Here is a 16435-nt window from a genome sequence, read left to right as displayed (position 1 = left end):
GGGACTGTCATATTTGCCGTTCAATGATCCGGAAACCCGGGGTCACGCACGTTCATGCGGCGTCACAATTCGGCTGGTCCCAATGCAAAAAACCGCAGCTTGTTTCCCATCCCGGGCCTTGAAGGCGGGGGTTTGGGAAACAAGCTGCGGTTCCAGTCACAGGAGGGTCAGATGACGTAACGTTCGTCCTCATGGTCGCCCGGATGGTCCTTCACCAAACCGGCGGCCAAGGTGTTGCCGTCCACGGGATCGATCACCAGGAACGCGCCCGTGCGGCGGTGGTGCAGGTAGTTCTCCAAGGGCAGCGGCGCGGCCAGTCGAAGCTGGGCGTTGCCGATGTCGTTCAGCTCAAGGCTGGAGGCGGCCTCGACGTTGAACGTGGCCAGGTCCAGCTTGCCCGTCACATTGCGCACCAAAGCCTGCACAGTCCGGGTCCCGTGCTTCACGAGCACCTTGGCACCTTCACGCAACGGCTTGGGTGAGAGCCAGCACAGCGCTGCGTACAGGTCAGCAGAGCTTTCGCGCACCGTCCCTGCCGCGGCAATGGTGTCACCGCGGGCGATGTCGATTTCATCGGCCAGGCGGATCGCCACGGATTGCGGAGCAGTGGCCTCAGCCAACTCGCTGCCGGCGAAGTCGATCCCCGTCACGGTGGTGATCCGTGGCTCGTGGCCCGGGCTCAGGACGGTGACCTTGTCGCCGAGCTTCACGGTTCCTTCCGTGATCTGGCCGGCGTAGGCACGGTAGTCGCGGTACGCCCCGACGTCGAGCCCTGCGGCGACGGCGTCGCGAGCCAGCGCGCCCTGCGGCCGGATGACCAGCTGGACCGGGAAGCGGAAGCTCTCCAGGTGGCTCTCAAGCTCATCGGCGGCCGGAAGGGTTTCCAGGACCTCGAGCAGGGCCGGGCCGCTGTACCACGGGGTACGGTCCGAGCGGTCCACCACGTTGTCGCCGTCGAGTGCTGACACCGGGATGACCGCGACGTCGGCAATGCCATCGCTGCCCAAGCCAAGCTCGCGGGCGACCTTCTGCACGTCCGTCTCGATTTCGCGGAAGACCGACTCGCTGAAGTCCACAAGGTCGATCTTGTTCACAGCGACGATCACGTGCGCAACGCGCAGCAGCTGCAGCACGGACAGGTGCCGGCGGGTCTGCTCCAGGACTCCCTTGCGGGCGTCAATGAGTACGACGACGGCATCCGCAGTGGACGCGCCCGTCACCGTGTTCTTGGTGTACTGCACGTGGCCGGGGCAGTCCGCGAGGATGAAGCTGCGGCGGTCGGTGGCGAAGTAGCGGTAGGCGACATCGATGGTGATGCCCTGTTCCCGCTCGGCGCGAAGGCCGTCGGTCAGGAGGGCGAGGTCGATCGCCTGGCTACCGGTGGCGCCTGCTCCGCCGAAGCCACGGTCCGCCGAGGTGCGGGCGACGGCGTCGAGCTGGTCGGCAAGGATCGCCTTGGAATCGTGCAGCAGGCGGCCCACCAGGGTGGACTTGCCGTCGTCGACGGATCCAGCGGTGGCAAAGCGGAACAACGTGGATTCGCGCAGGCCAGTCTCGAGGAGTGCGGTTTCGGTGCTCATTAGAAGTAGCCGTCCTTCTTGCGGTCTTCCATGGCTGCCTCGGAGATGCGGTCATCTGCGCGGGTGGCGCCACGTTCGGTGAGTGTGGATGCGGCAACTTCGACAACCACGTCGGCAACCGTGCGGGCGTCGGAAACGACCGCGCCGGTGCAGGACATGTCGCCCACGGTGCGGTAGCGGACGAGCTTGGTGACGACTTCCTCGTGGGGCTTCGGCATGGAAACCTCGCCCACCGCACGCCACATGCCGTCGCGTTCGTAGACCTCGCGCTCGTGGGCGTAGTACAAGCCGGGCAGTTCAATGCCTTCGCGCTCGATGTAGCGCCACACGTCCAGCTCGGTCCAGTTGCTGATCGGGAACGCACGGACGTGCTGGCCCACCGTGTGGCGGCCGTTGTACAGGTTCCACAATTCGGGGCGCTGGTTGCGGGGATCCCACTGGCCGAATTCGTCCCGCAGGCTCAGGATGCGCTCCTTGGCACGGGCCTTGTCCTCGTCGCGACGGCCGCCTCCGAAGACGGCGTCGAACTTGTTGCGCTGGATGGCATCCAGGAGCGGCACGGTCTGCAGCGGGTTGCGGGTGCCATCGGCACGCTCGGCGAGCTCGCCGCGGTCGATGAACTCCTGAACGGAGCCAACCACGAGCTTAAGACCCAGGCGCTCCACCGTGCGGTCACGGAAGTCAATGACCTCGGGGAAGTTGTGGCCGGTGTCCACGTGCAGCACGGGGAACGGAACCTTGCCAGGCCAAAACGCCTTGGTGGCCAGGTGCAGCATGACCACGGAATCCTTGCCACCGGAGAACAGCAGCGCAGGCTTCTCGAACTCGGCAACAACCTCGCGGATGATGTGGATGGCCTCGGATTCCAACGTGTCCAAAGACGAGAGGCGGGCCGACCGCAGAGCCTGGGCGGCAGTCGGCGTCTCAGCAGCGTCGGTTTCCAGCACAGACAACTCCAGGTCCTCGTTGGTGATTTGGGTACTCATACGTGTAGTCCGCATTCTGTCTTGTCGGTTCCTGCCCAGCGGCCGGAGCGGGGGTCCGCTCCCGGGGCCACTTTGCGGGTGCAGGGCTGGCATCCGATGGACGGGTAGCCCTGGCTCAGGAGGGGGTTGACGGGAAGGATGTTGTCTTCGGAGTACTGGACCAACTGGTCAAAGCTCCAGTCGGCCATCGGGTTGACCTTGACCAGGCCGTTGGCCTCGTCCCAGGTGATCAGCGGCGTGTTGGTCCGGGTGGGGGCCTCGTCGCGGCGGACACCGGTGAACCATACTTCGTAGCCAGCCAGGGTCCGGCGCAGCGGCTGGACCTTGCGGAGCGCGCAGCATTGGGCGGCGTCGCGGGCGAACAAGTCCTTGCCGAGAAGGCGGTCCTGCTGCTCCACAGTGTTCTCTGGGAGCACGTCCACGATGTTCACGCGCAGGTTCGCGGCGACCTCGTCGCGTGTGGCGTAGGTTTCCGGGAAGTGGTAGCCGGTCTCCAGGAAGAGGACGTCGACGCCGGGGAGCTGGTCAGCCACGAGGGCCGGCAGCACGGCGTCAGCCATGGAGCAGGCCACGGCGACGGCGGGCAGTTCGAAGTTGCGGGTAACCCAGGCGATAACGTCGCGGGCGGGCGCGTTCCAACCGAGCTCGGCGGCACCGGCTTCGGCGAGTGCTTTGAGTTCGTCGTGGGAACGGAGCTGGGTGCTGGTGGTCACTGGAGATCTCCTTCATCTGCGGAGTGTGCCCATTCGGCGAAGGTCTGGCCTTCGGCACGGTCGGCCACGAACTTCCGGACTACCCGCTCTACGTAGTCGGGCAGGTCCTCGACGTAAACCTTGAGGCCGCGCACGGTGCGTCCGAGGCCTGCTTCTTCGCGGTTGGACGAAGCCAGCCCGCCGCCCAAGTGAACCTGGAAGCCCGGGGTGGGGTCGCCGTCGGGCGTTGGCAGCATCATGCCCTTGAGCCCGATGTCCGCGGTCTGGATGCGGGCGCAGGAGTTGGGGCAGCCGTTGATGTGCAGGGACAGCGCCTGGGGCAACTGGCCGCTGTCCGCGAGGTCGGCCAGGCGGCGTTCCAGTTCGGCGACCGCGGTGGCTGCCGTGACCTTGGTTTCCACGATGGCGAGCTTGCAGAATTCGATGCCGGTGCAGGCGATGGTGCCGCGGCGGAACACGGACGGGCGGGCGGAGAGGCCGAGGGTGTCCAGTTCGGCGACGAGCGGTTCCACCTGCTCCTTGGCGACGTCCAGCACAACGATCTTCTGGTGCGGCGTGGTGCGCAGGCGGAAGGAGCCGCGGGCTTCGAGGGTGTCCGCGAGCTTCACGAGCTGGCTGCCTGAGAGACGACCGGCCAAGGGCGTGGCGCCGATGAAGAACTTGCCGTCCTTCTGCTCGTGGATGCCTACGTGGTCGCCCGGCGTCGAGGGCTTGGGTGCCGCGGGGCCGTCGGAAAGCTTGAAGCCGAGGTATTCGTCTTCAAGGATCTGGCGGAACTTCTCGGGGCCCCAATCGGCCATGAGGAACTTCAGGCGTGCCTTGGTGCGCATCCGGCGGTAACCGTAATCGCGGAAGATGCTGGTGACGCCGAGCCACACTTCGGCGGCTTCCTCGGGCTTCACGAATGCGCCGAGCCGCTTGGCAAGCATGGGGTTGGTGGAAAGCGCGCCGCCCACCCAGAGGTCATAGCCGACGCCGAGTTCCGGGTGGACCATGCCGACCAGGCCGAAGTCGTTGATCTCGTGGACCACGTCCTGCGAGGGGTGGCCGGTGATGGCGGTCTTGTATTTGCGCGGCAGGTTGGCGAGCTCGGGGTCGCCGATGAAGCGTTCCGCGAGTTCGTGGATCAGCGGCGTGGGATCGATGATCTCGTCCTTGGCGATGCCGGCAACCGGGGAGCCCAGGATGACACGCGGGACGTCGCCGCAGGCCTCGGTGGTGGACAGGCCAACGGATTCGAGGCGGCGCCAGATCTCCGGCACGTCCTCCACGCGGATCCAGTGCAGCTGGATGTTCTGGCGGTCGGTCAGGTCGGCGCTGCCACGGGCGAAGTCCACGGAGATCTGGCCGATGACGCGCAACTGCTCGGTGGTGAGCGCACCGCCGTCGATCCTCACGCGGAGCATGAAGTACTTGTCCTCGAGCTCGTGCGGCTCGAGCGTGGCGGTCTTGCCGCCGTCGATCCCGGGCTTGCGCTGGGTGTAGAGGCCCCACCAGCGGAAGCGGCCATGCAGGTCCGTGCCATCGATCGAGTCGAAGCCGTGCTTGGAGTAGACAGACTCGATACGCTCGCGGACGTTGAGCCCGTTGTCTTCCTGCTTCCAGGTTTCGTTGGCGTTGAGCGGCGCGGTGCCGTCGACCTTCCACTGGCCGTGGGGTTTCGCGGCAGGACGGGCGGTGCGGGCCGGGCGCTTGGGTGCAGCCTCGTCCGCAGACGCTCCGGCTAGAGCTGTATCAGTCATGCATCGACTGTAGGGCTGGCCAGAGAGGCGTAACAAAGGTCCGGGAAACGGAAAGTCACCTAGGGAAACATTTCGTCACGAACCGCCGTCGGGCCTTGTGGGACCGGCTCGGCTATGCATCCAAAAGAACAGTTCAGGAGCGCGCAGCAACCACCGCGTCGTAGCGTTCCAAGGCGATCTCCGCGAGGACCGGAGAGGGCAGCAGCGGCGCCGTCACGATGTCGGCTGCGGCCTTGGACAATTGGTCGTGGAAGTAGCCCGTGGCCAGCAGATACGAGGACACCACCACCCGGCCGCCGTCGTCGGTGAGTTCGGCGCGTAGGGCCGCGACGCCGTCGGGCACGTTCGGCTCGGCACTCGCGCCATAGGCGACGCGCACCTTGTTGGGCAGCAGCTCGGCGAGCTGGCGCGCCTGCTCTTCCGAATCGACGGAACCGTCCGGCAGCGACGAGCCCGCGGCGGCGAGCAGGACGCCGTCGTCGTCGCCCAGGCCCGAGTCGCGCAGCCGTGCGGCGAGCAGCTCCGCGAGCCGCGGATCCGGCCCCAGCGGCGGCGCCGCGGACACCTCCGGACGGGACTTGATCGCCTTGGGGATGTCCACCTTGACGTGGTAGCCGGTGCTGAGCAGCAAGGGAACGACGACGGCGGGCGTGCCTTCCGGGAGGCCGGCCACCACGCCGCCCAACTCGGGCTCCTGGACGTCGACGTAGGCCTCCACGACGGTCAGGCCGGGGCGCAAAGCCTCGATTTCGGCCATGACCTGGCGGATAGCGGCTTGCCCTTCGACGTTCCGGGTTCCGTGGGCGCACGCGATCAAGACGGGGCTGTTCATGCGTGCAAGCGTAACGTTGGGCGAGCATGATCGCCCGTCTGTGAACGAAGAATGGAGCTGCATTTGTTCACTTTTGACCTTGCGCTGGTATGGCTGGATCTGGCCGGCGTCTTCTTTTTCGCCGTGTCCGGATCCTTGCTCGCGGCCAAGAAGCAGTTCGACATCATCGGCTCGCTCCTCTTGGCTTCGCTGGTCGGCCTGGGCGGCGGTGTCATCCGAGACATCGTCATCAACGCCGGCCCGCCCGCGGCGTTCACCAACCCGGTGTACCTGCTACCACCCTTGTTGGCCGCGGTGCTGGTGTACTTCCTGTTTTCGAGCATCCAGCGCTTCACGTCCCTCTTGACACTGTTCGACGCCGGCGGGTTGGCCTTGTTCTGCATCACCGGGACGCTCAAGGCACTGGCCGCTGGGATGAATCCGGTGGCTGCAATCTTGTTGGGAGTCACCACGGCTGTGGGTGGCGGCTTGCTCCGCGACATCACGGCCAACGAAATTCCCACCCTCTTCAACGCACGGGATCTCTACGCCCTGCCGGCCCTCACGGGGGCCGCCCTGACGGCCTTGCTCTGGAACATCGGCGCCTTCAACGGGGTTACAGCCGGGGTCATTGCCGCCTGGGTTTTCGCCTTCCGGGTGGTGGCTTGGCGGCGCGGTTGGCGGGTGCCCCTCGCGGTCCGGGGATGGCACCGCGCCGGGGTGTCCTCGGGCGCCGATTCACGTGGCCGCGATTAGCTAGGATGGGAGCATGACTGACATGTTCCTCGAGAAGTTCCGCGCGCTTGTACCGAAGTATCTCGAGGACGAATGGCAGGAAGAAGACGGGCTGTCCGCCGCTGAGCTGGACGAGGCCCTATCCGCCCACTCGTTCACCATTCCCATGGTCCTGCGGGAGTTCTACCTCGCGATCGGTGGCTGCGAGGACCTCATGGAGGCGTACCACTACTTCTGGGACCCCGAAGAGCTCGAAGTGGACGACGAAGGTTTCCTCATGTTCCTGGAGGACGAGGAAGAGCAGTTCACCTGGGGCTTCCGCGTAGGCGACCTCGGCGTCCCCGATCCCATCGTGTGGCGCCGCAACAACGCCCGCGGCCAATGGAAATCCGAAGAAGGCACGTTCTCCGAGTTCGTGTTCGACATGTTCGACTGGGCTTTCAGCGACGAAGACTAGGGTTTGCTTGGGGGTTTTTCAGTGGGCGCCACGCCTTCCTGACCCTCTTTGAATTTCGAGGAGCCGCGACACGCCTGGATCAGGGTGTGTCGCGGCTTTTTTCGTGCCAAAGAGGGTCAGGACGGCGCGCGCTTTGGTGGAGTCTGCTGCTGGATTACGACGGCGGCACCCACCCGGGCGCGTATCTTGCGGGGGCGAAGCGGCCGACTTCCCGGTGCCGCAACACGGTCAAGACCTCGTTGACCATCTCTTTAGGACGGTGGACCACGTCCTTGTAGAAGTAGTGCAACGACAAGAGCCCACCCTTCACACTGGCGTTGTCCCGGTACCGGTCCTTCTTGACCTGCCGCGGCTCCAGATGCGTATGGCCGTCGAGTTCCACTACAAGGCACTCGTTGATCAAGCAGTCCACCTCCCCCACCCCCGCCAGTTCCACATGCATCCGGACCCGGAGGCCCGCCCGGACAAAGTGCGTGTGTGCGAGCACTTCCAGCAAGGAATCAGCCCTGGGCAGCACAAGATCCAGCGCAGCCCTCGCTGCTCCGTTGCGGTTGCCTTGCAGTTTCGTCTTAAGGAAGTCTGTGGTGATCAACCCGCGGCTAACTGCGGACTGGACAATTACCAAGGATTCCAGTTCGGGTCGGCATCTCAGGGCGTGGATAAGGACATCAGCTAGGCCGGCCACAGGAAGGTACGGATGCCCCGGGTGCCTACATCGGGCATGGTCCACCACACCGTCCCGGACTAGGCCGCTACCGCAGCTGAGATGGATGGCCTCGGGTCTCCGGGAACTCCCCAGTCCTTGGACGCCTCCTGGCTCCTGCAGCTGCCACAAATTGTAGAAACGAACAGCCGAAACGCAGGTCAAGACGCCATTCGCCGCTAACGCAGCAACGATGCCTGGATCCGCGCCCTCAATCGTGTAGATCCCGCGGCGCAACAGGTTGAGCGTTCCGTTGCGGAGCCCTTGGGCCAACGCCGACTTGGGAAAGCCCGCTCGAAGCAGTTGCGCAGTCCGGGCCGCACCGCCCCGCCTCTGGAGGAATTGCACTATATCCATGTGGCCACTCCAGCAGCATCGCTCAGGCGACAGTAGCTCCGGGTTCCCCTATGTGGACAACTTTGCTGGCCCTTCCTGACCTTCTTTGGGTCCATAAACTGCCGGACACACCCCTTCTCAGGCGTGTCGGGGCCATTTTGAATTCAAAGAAGGTCAGGACGGCGCGCAGAATTCCCCGAAAACTCCGGAAAACCCTTTGACCGGGAAAGTTGCACCCGTGACAAAGTTGTCATATGCTGTAACCGGATTCACTAAATGCCTCCGGTGGGTCTGATGCGAACGGAGATTATGGTCCCGGTTCGTTGCAGCGCGTGACTCGTAGCGTTGCAAGGAACCGGGGCCATTGCATTTAAGCCCGGCCTTCGCGCGCCCCACCCAACTAGCTCGCAGTTGTTGTCGTTATGACGGGTCAAAACGACAACAACTGCGAGTCAGTTGGGTCTGCGGGGCCGCCAAACCTAGCTGGCGCGCTCCACCACAGCGTGTGCGAAGTTCGTCAGCGACTCCTTGACCACGCCTTCGGGCAACGGCTTCAAGGCCTCGATGGCTTCCGCGGACCACTGACGCGCAATGACCCAGGATTCGGCGGTGACGGGATGCTCGCGCAGCCCGGCGACTGCCAGGGCCAACGCCTCATCGGACGACAGGTCGCCGTCCACCAGTTTCAAGAGTTCGACGGCGGACTGGTCACCGTTGTCGGCGGCCCTGCGGAGCAGGAGGACGGGCAGCGTGGGAACGCCTTCGCGGAGGTCTGTCCCCGGGGACTTGCCGGACTTGACCTTGACACCAGTGACGTCGATGACGTCGTCGGCAAGTTGGAACGCCACGCCCACCTTCTCGCCATACTCCACGAGCACATCTTCGAAGGCTTCGTCGGCGCCGGCGAAGATGGCACCGAGCTGGCCCGAGGCCGCAACCAGGGAACCGGTCTTGTCGGCGATGACGGACAGGTAGTGCTCCACGGCGTCCTCGCCTTCACGCGGGCCCACCGTTTCGTGCAGCTGGCCGAGGCACAGGCGTTCGAAGGTGCGGGCCTGGATTCCCAGGGCACGCGAACCGAGTTCGGACACCAGGATCGAGGCGCGGGCGAAGATCAGGTCACCGGTGAGGATGGCCACCGAGTTGCCCCAGACTTCGTGGGCCGTGGGGGCGCCGCGGCGGTAGGGCGCGGAGTCCATCACGTCGTCGTGATAGAGGGTTGCGAGGTGGGTCAGTTCAACCACGACGGCGGCCTGGACCACTTCGGGACGGGATGCGTCACCGAGGTGGGCACACAGGAGGGTCAGCAGCGGGCGGATGCGCTTGCCGCCGGCTTCCACCAGGTGACGCGACGTTGCGTCAGCCAGGGGGTCCGAGTTGGCAATTGCTTCGCGGAGCTTCTTTTCCACACGGGCAAGGTTCGTGGTGATGGCAGGACCCAGCTCCACGTCCTTGGCGATAGCTGCGAAACCGGCGGGAAGCTGCAGGCCGGTGGCGATCGCGGTGGTAGTGGGAGCGGGTTCGACAGTGTCCGGCAGGCCGTGCCCGGCGTGCGTCCAACTGTGTTCGGCAGAGTGAGTCACGGGTTAACCCTAACTTTTCGCGGTGGAAAGCGTTGATTCGGTGCCGGCACGGGTGGAAGCGGCGGGGGACGTGGTGTTGGATGTGGCCGGGACCATCATCTCGAGGACGCGGATCACGCGGTCCTCGAAACCCTTGGCGGACGCATCCGTGAGGTTGGCGAGCATCCTCACCACAAAGCGCATGAGCACCGGAATGGGCATGCCGGTCCGTAGCGCGAGTTTCATGACGGCGGGCTTGCCGATCAGCGTGGCAAACATCCGGCCGAGGGTGAAGTGCGAACCCCACTGGTCCCGCACGTAGTCCGCGTAGCGCGAAAGGTGAGCGTCGCCGTCGTCGGCTGTCCATCCGGCTGAACGCGAACGCGATGATGCGTCGATAATGAACTCGGCCGCAAAGCGGGCCGACTCCATGGCATAGGAAATGCCCTCGCCGTTGAACGGTGAAACCATGCCGCCGGCGTCGCCCAGGAGCATGAGGCCGGGCGCGTAGTGCGGGGTGCGGTTGAAGCCCATCGGCAGGGCAGCACCGCGGATCTCCCCCACCTGGTTTTCGGGCGTGAAGCCCCACTCGGACGGCATGCCGGCGGTCCATTCGCGCAGGACCTGCTTGTAGTCGAGCTTGCCGAATTCCTTGGAGGAGTTCAGGATTCCGAGGCCCACGTTCGACGTGCCGTCCCCGACGCCGAAAACCCATCCGTAACCGGGCAGCGGCTTGCCGGACTTGCCAAGAGAGCCGGCGCGGGTACCGCGCCGAGCTTGCGAGGCGTGGGAAGCCGGCGAATGGAGCTCCAGCCAGCCTTCCATCCAGTCGTCGTCGTGGCGGGGCGAGGTGAAGTAGGTGCGGACGGCGACGCCGAGCGGGCGGTCGTCGCGCTTGTGCATGCCGAGCGAAACGGCGGTGCGGGTCGAGTTGCCGTCCGCGGCGAGCACGACGTCGGCATGGAAGTCGCGCGTTTCGCCTGTCTTCCGTCCGGAGTCGTCGAGCAAAGCGGCGCGCGCGCCGATCACGCGCCCGGCGTCGTCGCGCAGTGCTTCGGTGACGCTGTGGCGTTCAAGCACGACGGCGCCCGCCGACTGGGCGTGCCGGGCCAGCTCCTCGTCGAATCCGAGGCGGGTACGGATGAGTCCGTACGTGGGAAAATCGGCGACCTCGGGCCACGGCAATTCAATGGTGCGGCCTCCGGCGATGAGCCTGAGCCCCCTGTTGCGGCGCCACCCCTCGTCCTCGGCGTGCGGGAGGCCGAGCTTCTGGATTTCGCGGACCGCGCGGGGAGTGAGGCCGTCGCCACAGACCTTCTCACGCGGGAAGCTGGTCTTTTCCAGCACCGTCACGGAAATGCCCGCCTGGGCAAGGTAGTACGCGGCGGTGGACCCGGCTGGCCCTGCGCCGACTATCAGTACGTTCACAGCGTCCTTGTTAATAGGCCGGTTAGCGGGACTGATCGCCGGCTTGGCGGCGCGGCTTGATCTGCCGACGCAGCTTGGCCACGGGAACGCTTTCCCGATGTTCGGCACCGGGCTTCTGTGCGCGGTGCACCGCCACGATGCCGCCGCTCAGGTTGCGGTAGTTGACGTCGGTCCAGCCGGCTTCCTGCAGCCACGCGGCCAGGTGGTCCTGGTCCGGCCAGGCGCGGATGGACTCGGCGAGGTACACGTAGGCGTCCGGGTTGGAGGAGACCTTGGTGGCGATGGCAGGCAGTGCGCGCATGAGGTACTCGGTGTACATGGTCCGCCAGAGGGGGACCACGGGGGCCGAGAATTCTGCGATGACCAGGCGTCCGCCCGGCTTGGTGACGCGGAACATCTCCGCGAGGGCCTTGTGTGGTTCGTTGACATTGCGGAGGCCGAAGGAAATGGTGCACGCGTCGAAGGAGTTGTCCGCGAACGGCAGCTTGGTGGCGTCCCCGGCAACGAAGTTGATGTCCGGGCGGCGGCGTTTGCCGACCTTCAGCATCCCCAGCGAGAAGTCGCAGGCCACGACGTCCACTCCGGCGTCTGCGTACGGTTCGCTGGACGTGCCGGTACCGGCAGCCAGATCCAGGACTTTTTGGCCTACCCGAACATCCATCGCATCCACGACGACGCGGCGCCAACGCCGGGTCTGCCCCATAGACAGGACATCGTTGACGACGTCGTATTTGGGGGCGACATCGTCAAACATCGTCGCAACTTCGTCCGGACGCTTTTCCAAGGATGCTCGGTTCACCCTGCAATTGTCTCAGACAAATTTGGGAAGAACTTTCGGGGCGCTCCGGTCCGGCCCGGGTTCGCGCTCCGGGTTCCCGTTCCGGCCAGCGCGGCTACCGTTGCCCGCGGGAGTAATGTTGTTCCATCATGACGAGTACGCTCCGCACCTTGACAGTCCCCCTCGATGTTGATTCATCCTCCGGGGGGCTGCCGTCGTTTCTGGTCCGGGACGACGTCCTGTGCTGGTCCCGCCGAGAGAACGGACTGGTGGGCTTCGGCGAACTCGCGCGCTTCACCGCTTCCGGGCCCGATCGCTTTCTCGAGGCCGACATTTGGTGGCGCCACCTCGTCATCGAGGCCGACGTCACGGATCCCTTGGAGATCCCCGGCACCGGCCCTGTTGCATTTGGCTCCTTTGCCTTCTCCAAGACGTCCGATTTTGAATCCCGCTTGATCCTTCCGGAAATCGTTGTCGGGATCCGGGATGGGCAGTCCTGGCTCACCCAGTTGACGCTCGACGACGTCGAACTCACCGAGGCGGGCGCCCTTGCCGCCCTGGCGGGCTGGCTTAGCCCCGAGCCGGAGGAACGCGAGTCAGCGGCCGGTGAGCTTACGGCGGCAGGAGGCTCCGGCGTCGGGCACCCAACTAACTCGCAGTTGTTGTCGTTTAGAGGGCCCATAACGACAACAACTGCGAGCCAGTTGGGGGACGGGAAGGTCACGCTGGAGAGCGGCTCGCTGAGCGAAACCGCGTGGAAGCAGGCCGTGGCCGACGGCGTCGCGGAAATCCGGACCGGAAAGCTCGAGAAGCTGGTCCTGGCGCGCGACGTCGTAGCGACGCTGCCCGACGGCGTCAACGCCGCCAAAGTGCTGCAGCAGCTGGCCAGCCGTTACCGCGAATGCTGGACCTACGGCGTCGACGGCTTGGTGGGCGCGACGCCGGAAATGCTCATCCAGGTGGAGGGCCGCACAGCACAGGCGCGGGTCCTGGCCGGGACGCTGGACCGTCGCGACGCCGAGGGCGTGGACGGCTCCCCCTTGGAATACGCCGAACGCGTGCTGGCCGGTTCGGAGAAACAACGGCACGAGCACGAGATCGCCATCCAATCGCTGACCACCCAGCTCGCGCCCTTCTCCGAGGCCATGAACGCCCACAGCGAACCGTTCATCCTCGAACTGCCCAATGTGTGGCACCTGGCATCGGATGTGAAGGCCGAGCTCGCCGATATAGAGGGACATGTCCCTACGTGTTTGGCCCTGATCAACGCGCTCCACCCCACGGCCGCCGTGTGTGGCACACCTACTTTGGTTGCCGGGGAACTGATCCGGGAGCTTGAGCACATGGATCGGGGGCCATACGCCGGACCGGTCGGGTGGCTCGACGCCGCGGGGAACGGTGAGTGGGGCATCGCACTGCGCGGCGCGATCATCGAGAGTCCTACGACGGTGCGCCTCTACGCGGGCTGCGGGATCGTGGAAGGCTCCGTTCCCGACGCCGAACTGGCCGAGACCTGGGCAAAATTCCGGCCGATGCTCGAGTCGCTGGGGATCAGCAACTAAGCCCCAAACCCACAGATTCCGATCGAAACCTACCCTCCCAACTGTCTGGGGTGCGAGACAATAGCCACGTTGGGGGTCTTGATTTTTTACTTGGTAGGTTATCCAATAGTAAAACTTAGTTTTCTGTGACGCACATCTCATGTTCGGCGCTACACTATGAACCGATTAGTTTCGCATCCACTGCAACAAAAGGTAAGAAAATGCAGAAATTCCGTTCGCTTCCGGTCAGTTCGACGCTCAAGGCTGCAACCATCATCGCAATCGGCGCCTTGGCACTGACTGCCTGCACCAACGCCTCAGAGGCGGGCCCGTCGAGTGCCGCCTCGCCTTCTGGCAGTGCCAATGCAAGCTTTGACCCCAGCACCATCACCAAGGACGACACCCTCGCTGCAATGGTCCCCGCGGCCATCAAGTCCAAGGGCACGCTGACCGTCGGCTCGGACACGACGTACGCTCCTGCGGAATTCCTCGGAACCGACGGCCAGACCCCGGTCGGTTACGACGTCGACATCGCCAAGGCGATCGGCGCAACACTTGGCCTGAAGGTCCAGGTGCAGACCGCCGAATTCACGGGCATCCTTCCCGCCCTCGGCCCCAAGTACGATCTGGGCATCTCGTCGTTCACCATCAACCCCGAGCGTCTCGGCGCCGTTAATATGGTCAGCTACTTCAACGCCGGTACCGCTTGGGCCGTGCAGAAGGGCAACCCGAAGAAGTTCTCCCTGGATGACGTCTGCGGCAAGTCCATCGGCGTGCAGACCGGCACCGTCCAGGAAGACCCGGACCTCTCCGGCCGCAACAAGAAGTGCGCAGCTGACGGCAAGCAGCCGATCAACATCGTGACTCTGAAGAACCAGACCGACGTCACCACCCGGCTCGTCAATGGCAGCATCGACGCCATGGCAGCCGACTCCCCCATCATCGGTTACGCCCTGACCCAGACCAACGGCCAGCTTGAGAGGCTCGGCGACGTTTACGACGCCGCTCCCCAGGGCATCGCCGTTGCCAAGTCGGACACTGCCCTCGCCGATGTCATCCAGAAGACGCTGACCAAGCTCATGTCTGACGGTTCCTACAAGAAGATCCTCACCGGCTGGGGCAACGCCGAAGGCGCCATCACCAAGTCCGAGGTCAACCCGGCGGTCAAGTCTTGAGTATTCCCGCCACCGATAACAAATCAGGTGCACAGATGGATCATCATCAACCAGGCCACGCAGCGCCCGTGCTGAACGATGCGGTGCCGGTCAGGCACCCCGGCCGCTGGATCAGCGCCATCGTCATCGTTGGCGTACTAGCGCTGATGGTGCAGAGCGTGATCACGAACCACAACTTCCGTTGGGACGTTGTGGGCACCTACATCCTGGACGTAAAGGTGGTCCAGGGTGTTGGCTGGACGTTGCTCCTGACTGTCGCTTCAATGGCCATTGCGATTGTCCTGGCCATCCTGCTTGCCGTGATGCGCCAGTCGGACAACCCGGTTCTTCGCTACACAAGCTGGGTCTGGGTGTGGTTCTTCCGCGGCACCCCGGTCTACACCCAGTTGGTCTTCTGGGGCCTGATCGCCGTCCTCTATCCAAAGATCAGCGCCGGAGTGCCATTCGGCCCGGAATTGTTCAGCGTGGACACGAGCACAGTCATTACGGCTCTTGTTGCGGCGATCCTAGGCCTGGGTCTCAACGAATCGGCCTACTTGGCCGAGATCTTCCGCGCCGGCCTGAAGTCCGTGGACAAGGGCCAGACGGAAGCCGCCGAAGCCCTGGGCATGGGCAAGGGCAAGATCATGTGGCGGATCATCCTGCCGCAGGCCATGCGCATCATCGTCCCGCCCACCGGCAATGAAACCATCGGCATGCTGAAGACCACCTCCCTGGTTTTGGCAGTCCCGTTCACCTTGGACCTGACCTTCGCGACCAACGCCTTGGCCAACCGGATCTACCTTCCCGTGCCGCTACTGATCGTCGCAGCCATCTGGTACCTGGTCATTACCAGTCTTCTCATGGTCGGCCAGCATTACATCGAGGCGTACTACGGCAAGGGCGTGGACACCAACCTCGCGCCGGCGGTCATCAACCCCGCAGCCGCCAAGGCTGCCGCAGCCGTGGCACCGAGTGCCGAAGCAGAGCCGTCCTTGAAGATGGACTTCCCGGAGGATGAGGCAAAATGACGATCACCACCCAGAAACCGCTGGTGCGGATCGAAGGCCTCCACAAGTACTTCGGCCCCCACCATGTGCTTCGCGGCATCGACCTGACGGTCAACCAGGGCGAAGTGTCCGTTGTCATCGGCCCGTCAGGTTCGGGCAAGTCAACGATGCTCCGCTGCGTGAACCTTCTCGAAACCATCAGCGCCGGCCGCATCTCCGTGGGCGACCAACTGATCGGCTACCGCGAAGTCAAAGGCCGCCTCCACGACCTGAAGGTCAAGGAAATCGCCGCGCAGCGCCGGGAAATCGGCATGGTATTCCAACGCTTCAACCTGTTCCCGCACAAGACCGCCCTGTACAACGTCATGGAAGCGCCCGTTCAGGTCAAGGGCAAATCCAAGGGCGACGCCAAGAAGGCCGCCCTCGAATTGTTGGACCGGGTGGGCCTGGCGGACCGCGCCAACCACTACCCGGCTCAGCTTTCCGGCGGCCAGCAGCAACGTGTCGCGATCGCCCGGGCCCTGGCCATGGAACCGGAGCTGATGCTCTTCGACGAGCCGACTTCCGCACTTGACCCCGAACTCGTAGGCGATGTGCTCAACGTGATGAAGGACCTGGCCAAGTCCGGCATGACCATGATCGTGGTGACCCACGAGATCGGCTTTGCCCGCGAAGTCGGCGACCGCCTGACCTTCATGGACGGAGGTGTGGTTGTGGAATCCGGTGACCCCCGCGAAATCATCGCCAACCCGCAGCACGCCCGCACGAAGGAATTCCTCAGCCGGGTGCTGTAGTTCCTGCGCTGCCTGCGACGCGGAAATGCCCTGACGCGGCTGGAAATCCAGCCGCGTCAGGGCATTTGCGCGTCGCCAGCCAGATTGCGCGTCGCCGGCCAGTTT

15 protein-coding genes are annotated in these 16435 nt (G+C 64.6%); 6 read left to right on the top strand and 9 right to left on the bottom strand.

From position 1 onward, the window contains the following. Nucleotides 1–167 precede the first annotated feature (167 nt). The 5 genes from ACFVTG_RS04550 to ACFVTG_RS04530 all read right to left on the bottom strand — a co-directional run bounded on the left by ACFVTG_RS04550 (nucleotide 168) and on the right by ACFVTG_RS04530 (nucleotide 5853). Nucleotides 168–1580 carry a sulfate adenylyltransferase subunit 1 gene (locus tag ACFVTG_RS04550; protein ID WP_390278463.1) on the bottom strand — a complete coding sequence of 471 codons (1413 nt, stop codon included), beginning with the start codon at nucleotides 1578–1580 and terminating at the stop codon, nucleotides 168–170. Then, nucleotides 1580–2566 (bottom strand): sulfate adenylyltransferase subunit CysD, encoded by a 987-nt coding sequence (gene cysD / locus ACFVTG_RS04545; RefSeq protein WP_253190841.1) that lies wholly within the window; start codon nucleotides 2564–2566, stop codon nucleotides 1580–1582. Before cysD ends, ACFVTG_RS04550 begins: the two co-directional genes overlap by 1 nt. Further along, the gene (locus ACFVTG_RS04540) at nucleotides 2563–3279 is read right to left on the bottom strand and encodes a phosphoadenylyl-sulfate reductase (protein ID WP_390278460.1); all 717 of its coding nucleotides are present in this window, start codon (nucleotides 3277–3279) and stop codon (nucleotides 2563–2565) included. Before ACFVTG_RS04540 ends, cysD begins: the two co-directional genes overlap by 4 nt. Beyond that, nucleotides 3276–5021 (bottom strand): nitrite/sulfite reductase, encoded by a 1746-nt coding sequence (locus ACFVTG_RS04535; RefSeq protein ID WP_284755363.1) that lies wholly within the window; start codon nucleotides 5019–5021, stop codon nucleotides 3276–3278. The genes ACFVTG_RS04540 and ACFVTG_RS04535 overlap by 4 nt, the downstream gene beginning before the upstream one ends. Nucleotides 5022–5154: 133 nt before the next feature. Continuing rightward, a complete protein-coding gene (locus ACFVTG_RS04530) occupies nucleotides 5155–5853 on the bottom strand; it encodes a sirohydrochlorin chelatase (protein ID WP_390278456.1) in 699 nt (232 codons plus the stop codon). Nucleotides 5854–5916: 63 nt separating this feature from the next. Here ACFVTG_RS04530 and ACFVTG_RS04525 point away from each other — a divergent pair, with 63 nt between their 5' ends. Further along, nucleotides 5917–6588, top strand: coding sequence for a trimeric intracellular cation channel family protein (locus ACFVTG_RS04525; RefSeq protein ID WP_284755359.1), 672 nt, complete (start codon nucleotides 5917–5919; stop codon nucleotides 6586–6588). A 13-nt stretch (nucleotides 6589–6601) separates the two neighbouring features. Beyond that, nucleotides 6602–7024, top strand: a complete 423-nt coding sequence (locus ACFVTG_RS04520) for a hypothetical protein (protein ID WP_284755357.1) — start codon at nucleotides 6602–6604, stop codon at nucleotides 7022–7024. A 154-nt stretch (nucleotides 7025–7178) separates the two neighbouring features. On the opposite strand, the gene ACFVTG_RS04515 is transcribed toward ACFVTG_RS04520, so the two are convergent. From ACFVTG_RS04515 to ACFVTG_RS04500, 4 genes are all read right to left on the bottom strand, one after another. Then, nucleotides 7179–8084 carry a hypothetical protein gene (locus ACFVTG_RS04515; RefSeq protein WP_284755355.1) on the bottom strand — a complete coding sequence of 302 codons (906 nt, stop codon included), beginning with the start codon at nucleotides 8082–8084 and terminating at the stop codon, nucleotides 7179–7181. Nucleotides 8085–8542: 458 nt separating this feature from the next. Next, nucleotides 8543–9646 (bottom strand): polyprenyl synthetase family protein, encoded by a 1104-nt coding sequence (locus tag ACFVTG_RS04510; protein ID WP_284755354.1) that lies wholly within the window; start codon nucleotides 9644–9646, stop codon nucleotides 8543–8545. 9 nt (nucleotides 9647–9655) lie between these two features. Beyond that, the gene (locus tag ACFVTG_RS04505; RefSeq protein ID WP_390278451.1) at nucleotides 9656–11053 is read right to left on the bottom strand and encodes a geranylgeranyl reductase family protein; all 1398 of its coding nucleotides are present in this window, start codon (nucleotides 11051–11053) and stop codon (nucleotides 9656–9658) included. Between the two features lie 22 nt (nucleotides 11054–11075). Beyond that, nucleotides 11076–11852 (bottom strand): demethylmenaquinone methyltransferase, encoded by a 777-nt coding sequence (locus ACFVTG_RS04500; protein WP_084784263.1) that lies wholly within the window; start codon nucleotides 11850–11852, stop codon nucleotides 11076–11078. Nucleotides 11853–11980: 128 nt separating this feature from the next. On the opposite strand from ACFVTG_RS04500, the gene ACFVTG_RS04495 reads away from it, so the two are divergent. From ACFVTG_RS04495 to ACFVTG_RS04480, 4 genes are all read left to right on the top strand, one after another. Continuing rightward, nucleotides 11981–13393: an isochorismate synthase MenF gene (locus tag ACFVTG_RS04495; RefSeq protein ID WP_390278446.1), complete on the top strand. Its 1413-nt coding sequence runs from the start codon at nucleotides 11981–11983 to the stop codon at nucleotides 13391–13393. A gap of 200 nt (nucleotides 13394–13593) precedes the next feature. After that, a complete protein-coding gene (locus ACFVTG_RS04490; protein ID WP_284755349.1) occupies nucleotides 13594–14547 on the top strand; it encodes an ABC transporter substrate-binding protein in 954 nt (317 codons plus the stop codon). Between the two features lie 35 nt (nucleotides 14548–14582). After that, the gene (locus tag ACFVTG_RS04485) at nucleotides 14583–15557 is read left to right on the top strand and encodes an amino acid ABC transporter permease (protein ID WP_284755347.1); all 975 of its coding nucleotides are present in this window, start codon (nucleotides 14583–14585) and stop codon (nucleotides 15555–15557) included. Further along, nucleotides 15554–16330, top strand: coding sequence for an amino acid ABC transporter ATP-binding protein (locus ACFVTG_RS04480; RefSeq protein ID WP_390278442.1), 777 nt, complete (start codon nucleotides 15554–15556; stop codon nucleotides 16328–16330). The genes ACFVTG_RS04485 and ACFVTG_RS04480 overlap by 4 nt, the downstream gene beginning before the upstream one ends. The last annotated feature ends 105 nt before the right edge of the window (nucleotides 16331–16435 follow it).

Source organism: Arthrobacter sp. NPDC058127, assembly GCF_042884555.1.
GTDB lineage: Bacteria > Actinomycetota > Actinomycetes > Actinomycetales > Micrococcaceae > Arthrobacter.
The sequence above is the reverse complement of the archived record's forward strand: the minus strand, read 5'-3'. Positions and strand labels throughout refer to the sequence as shown.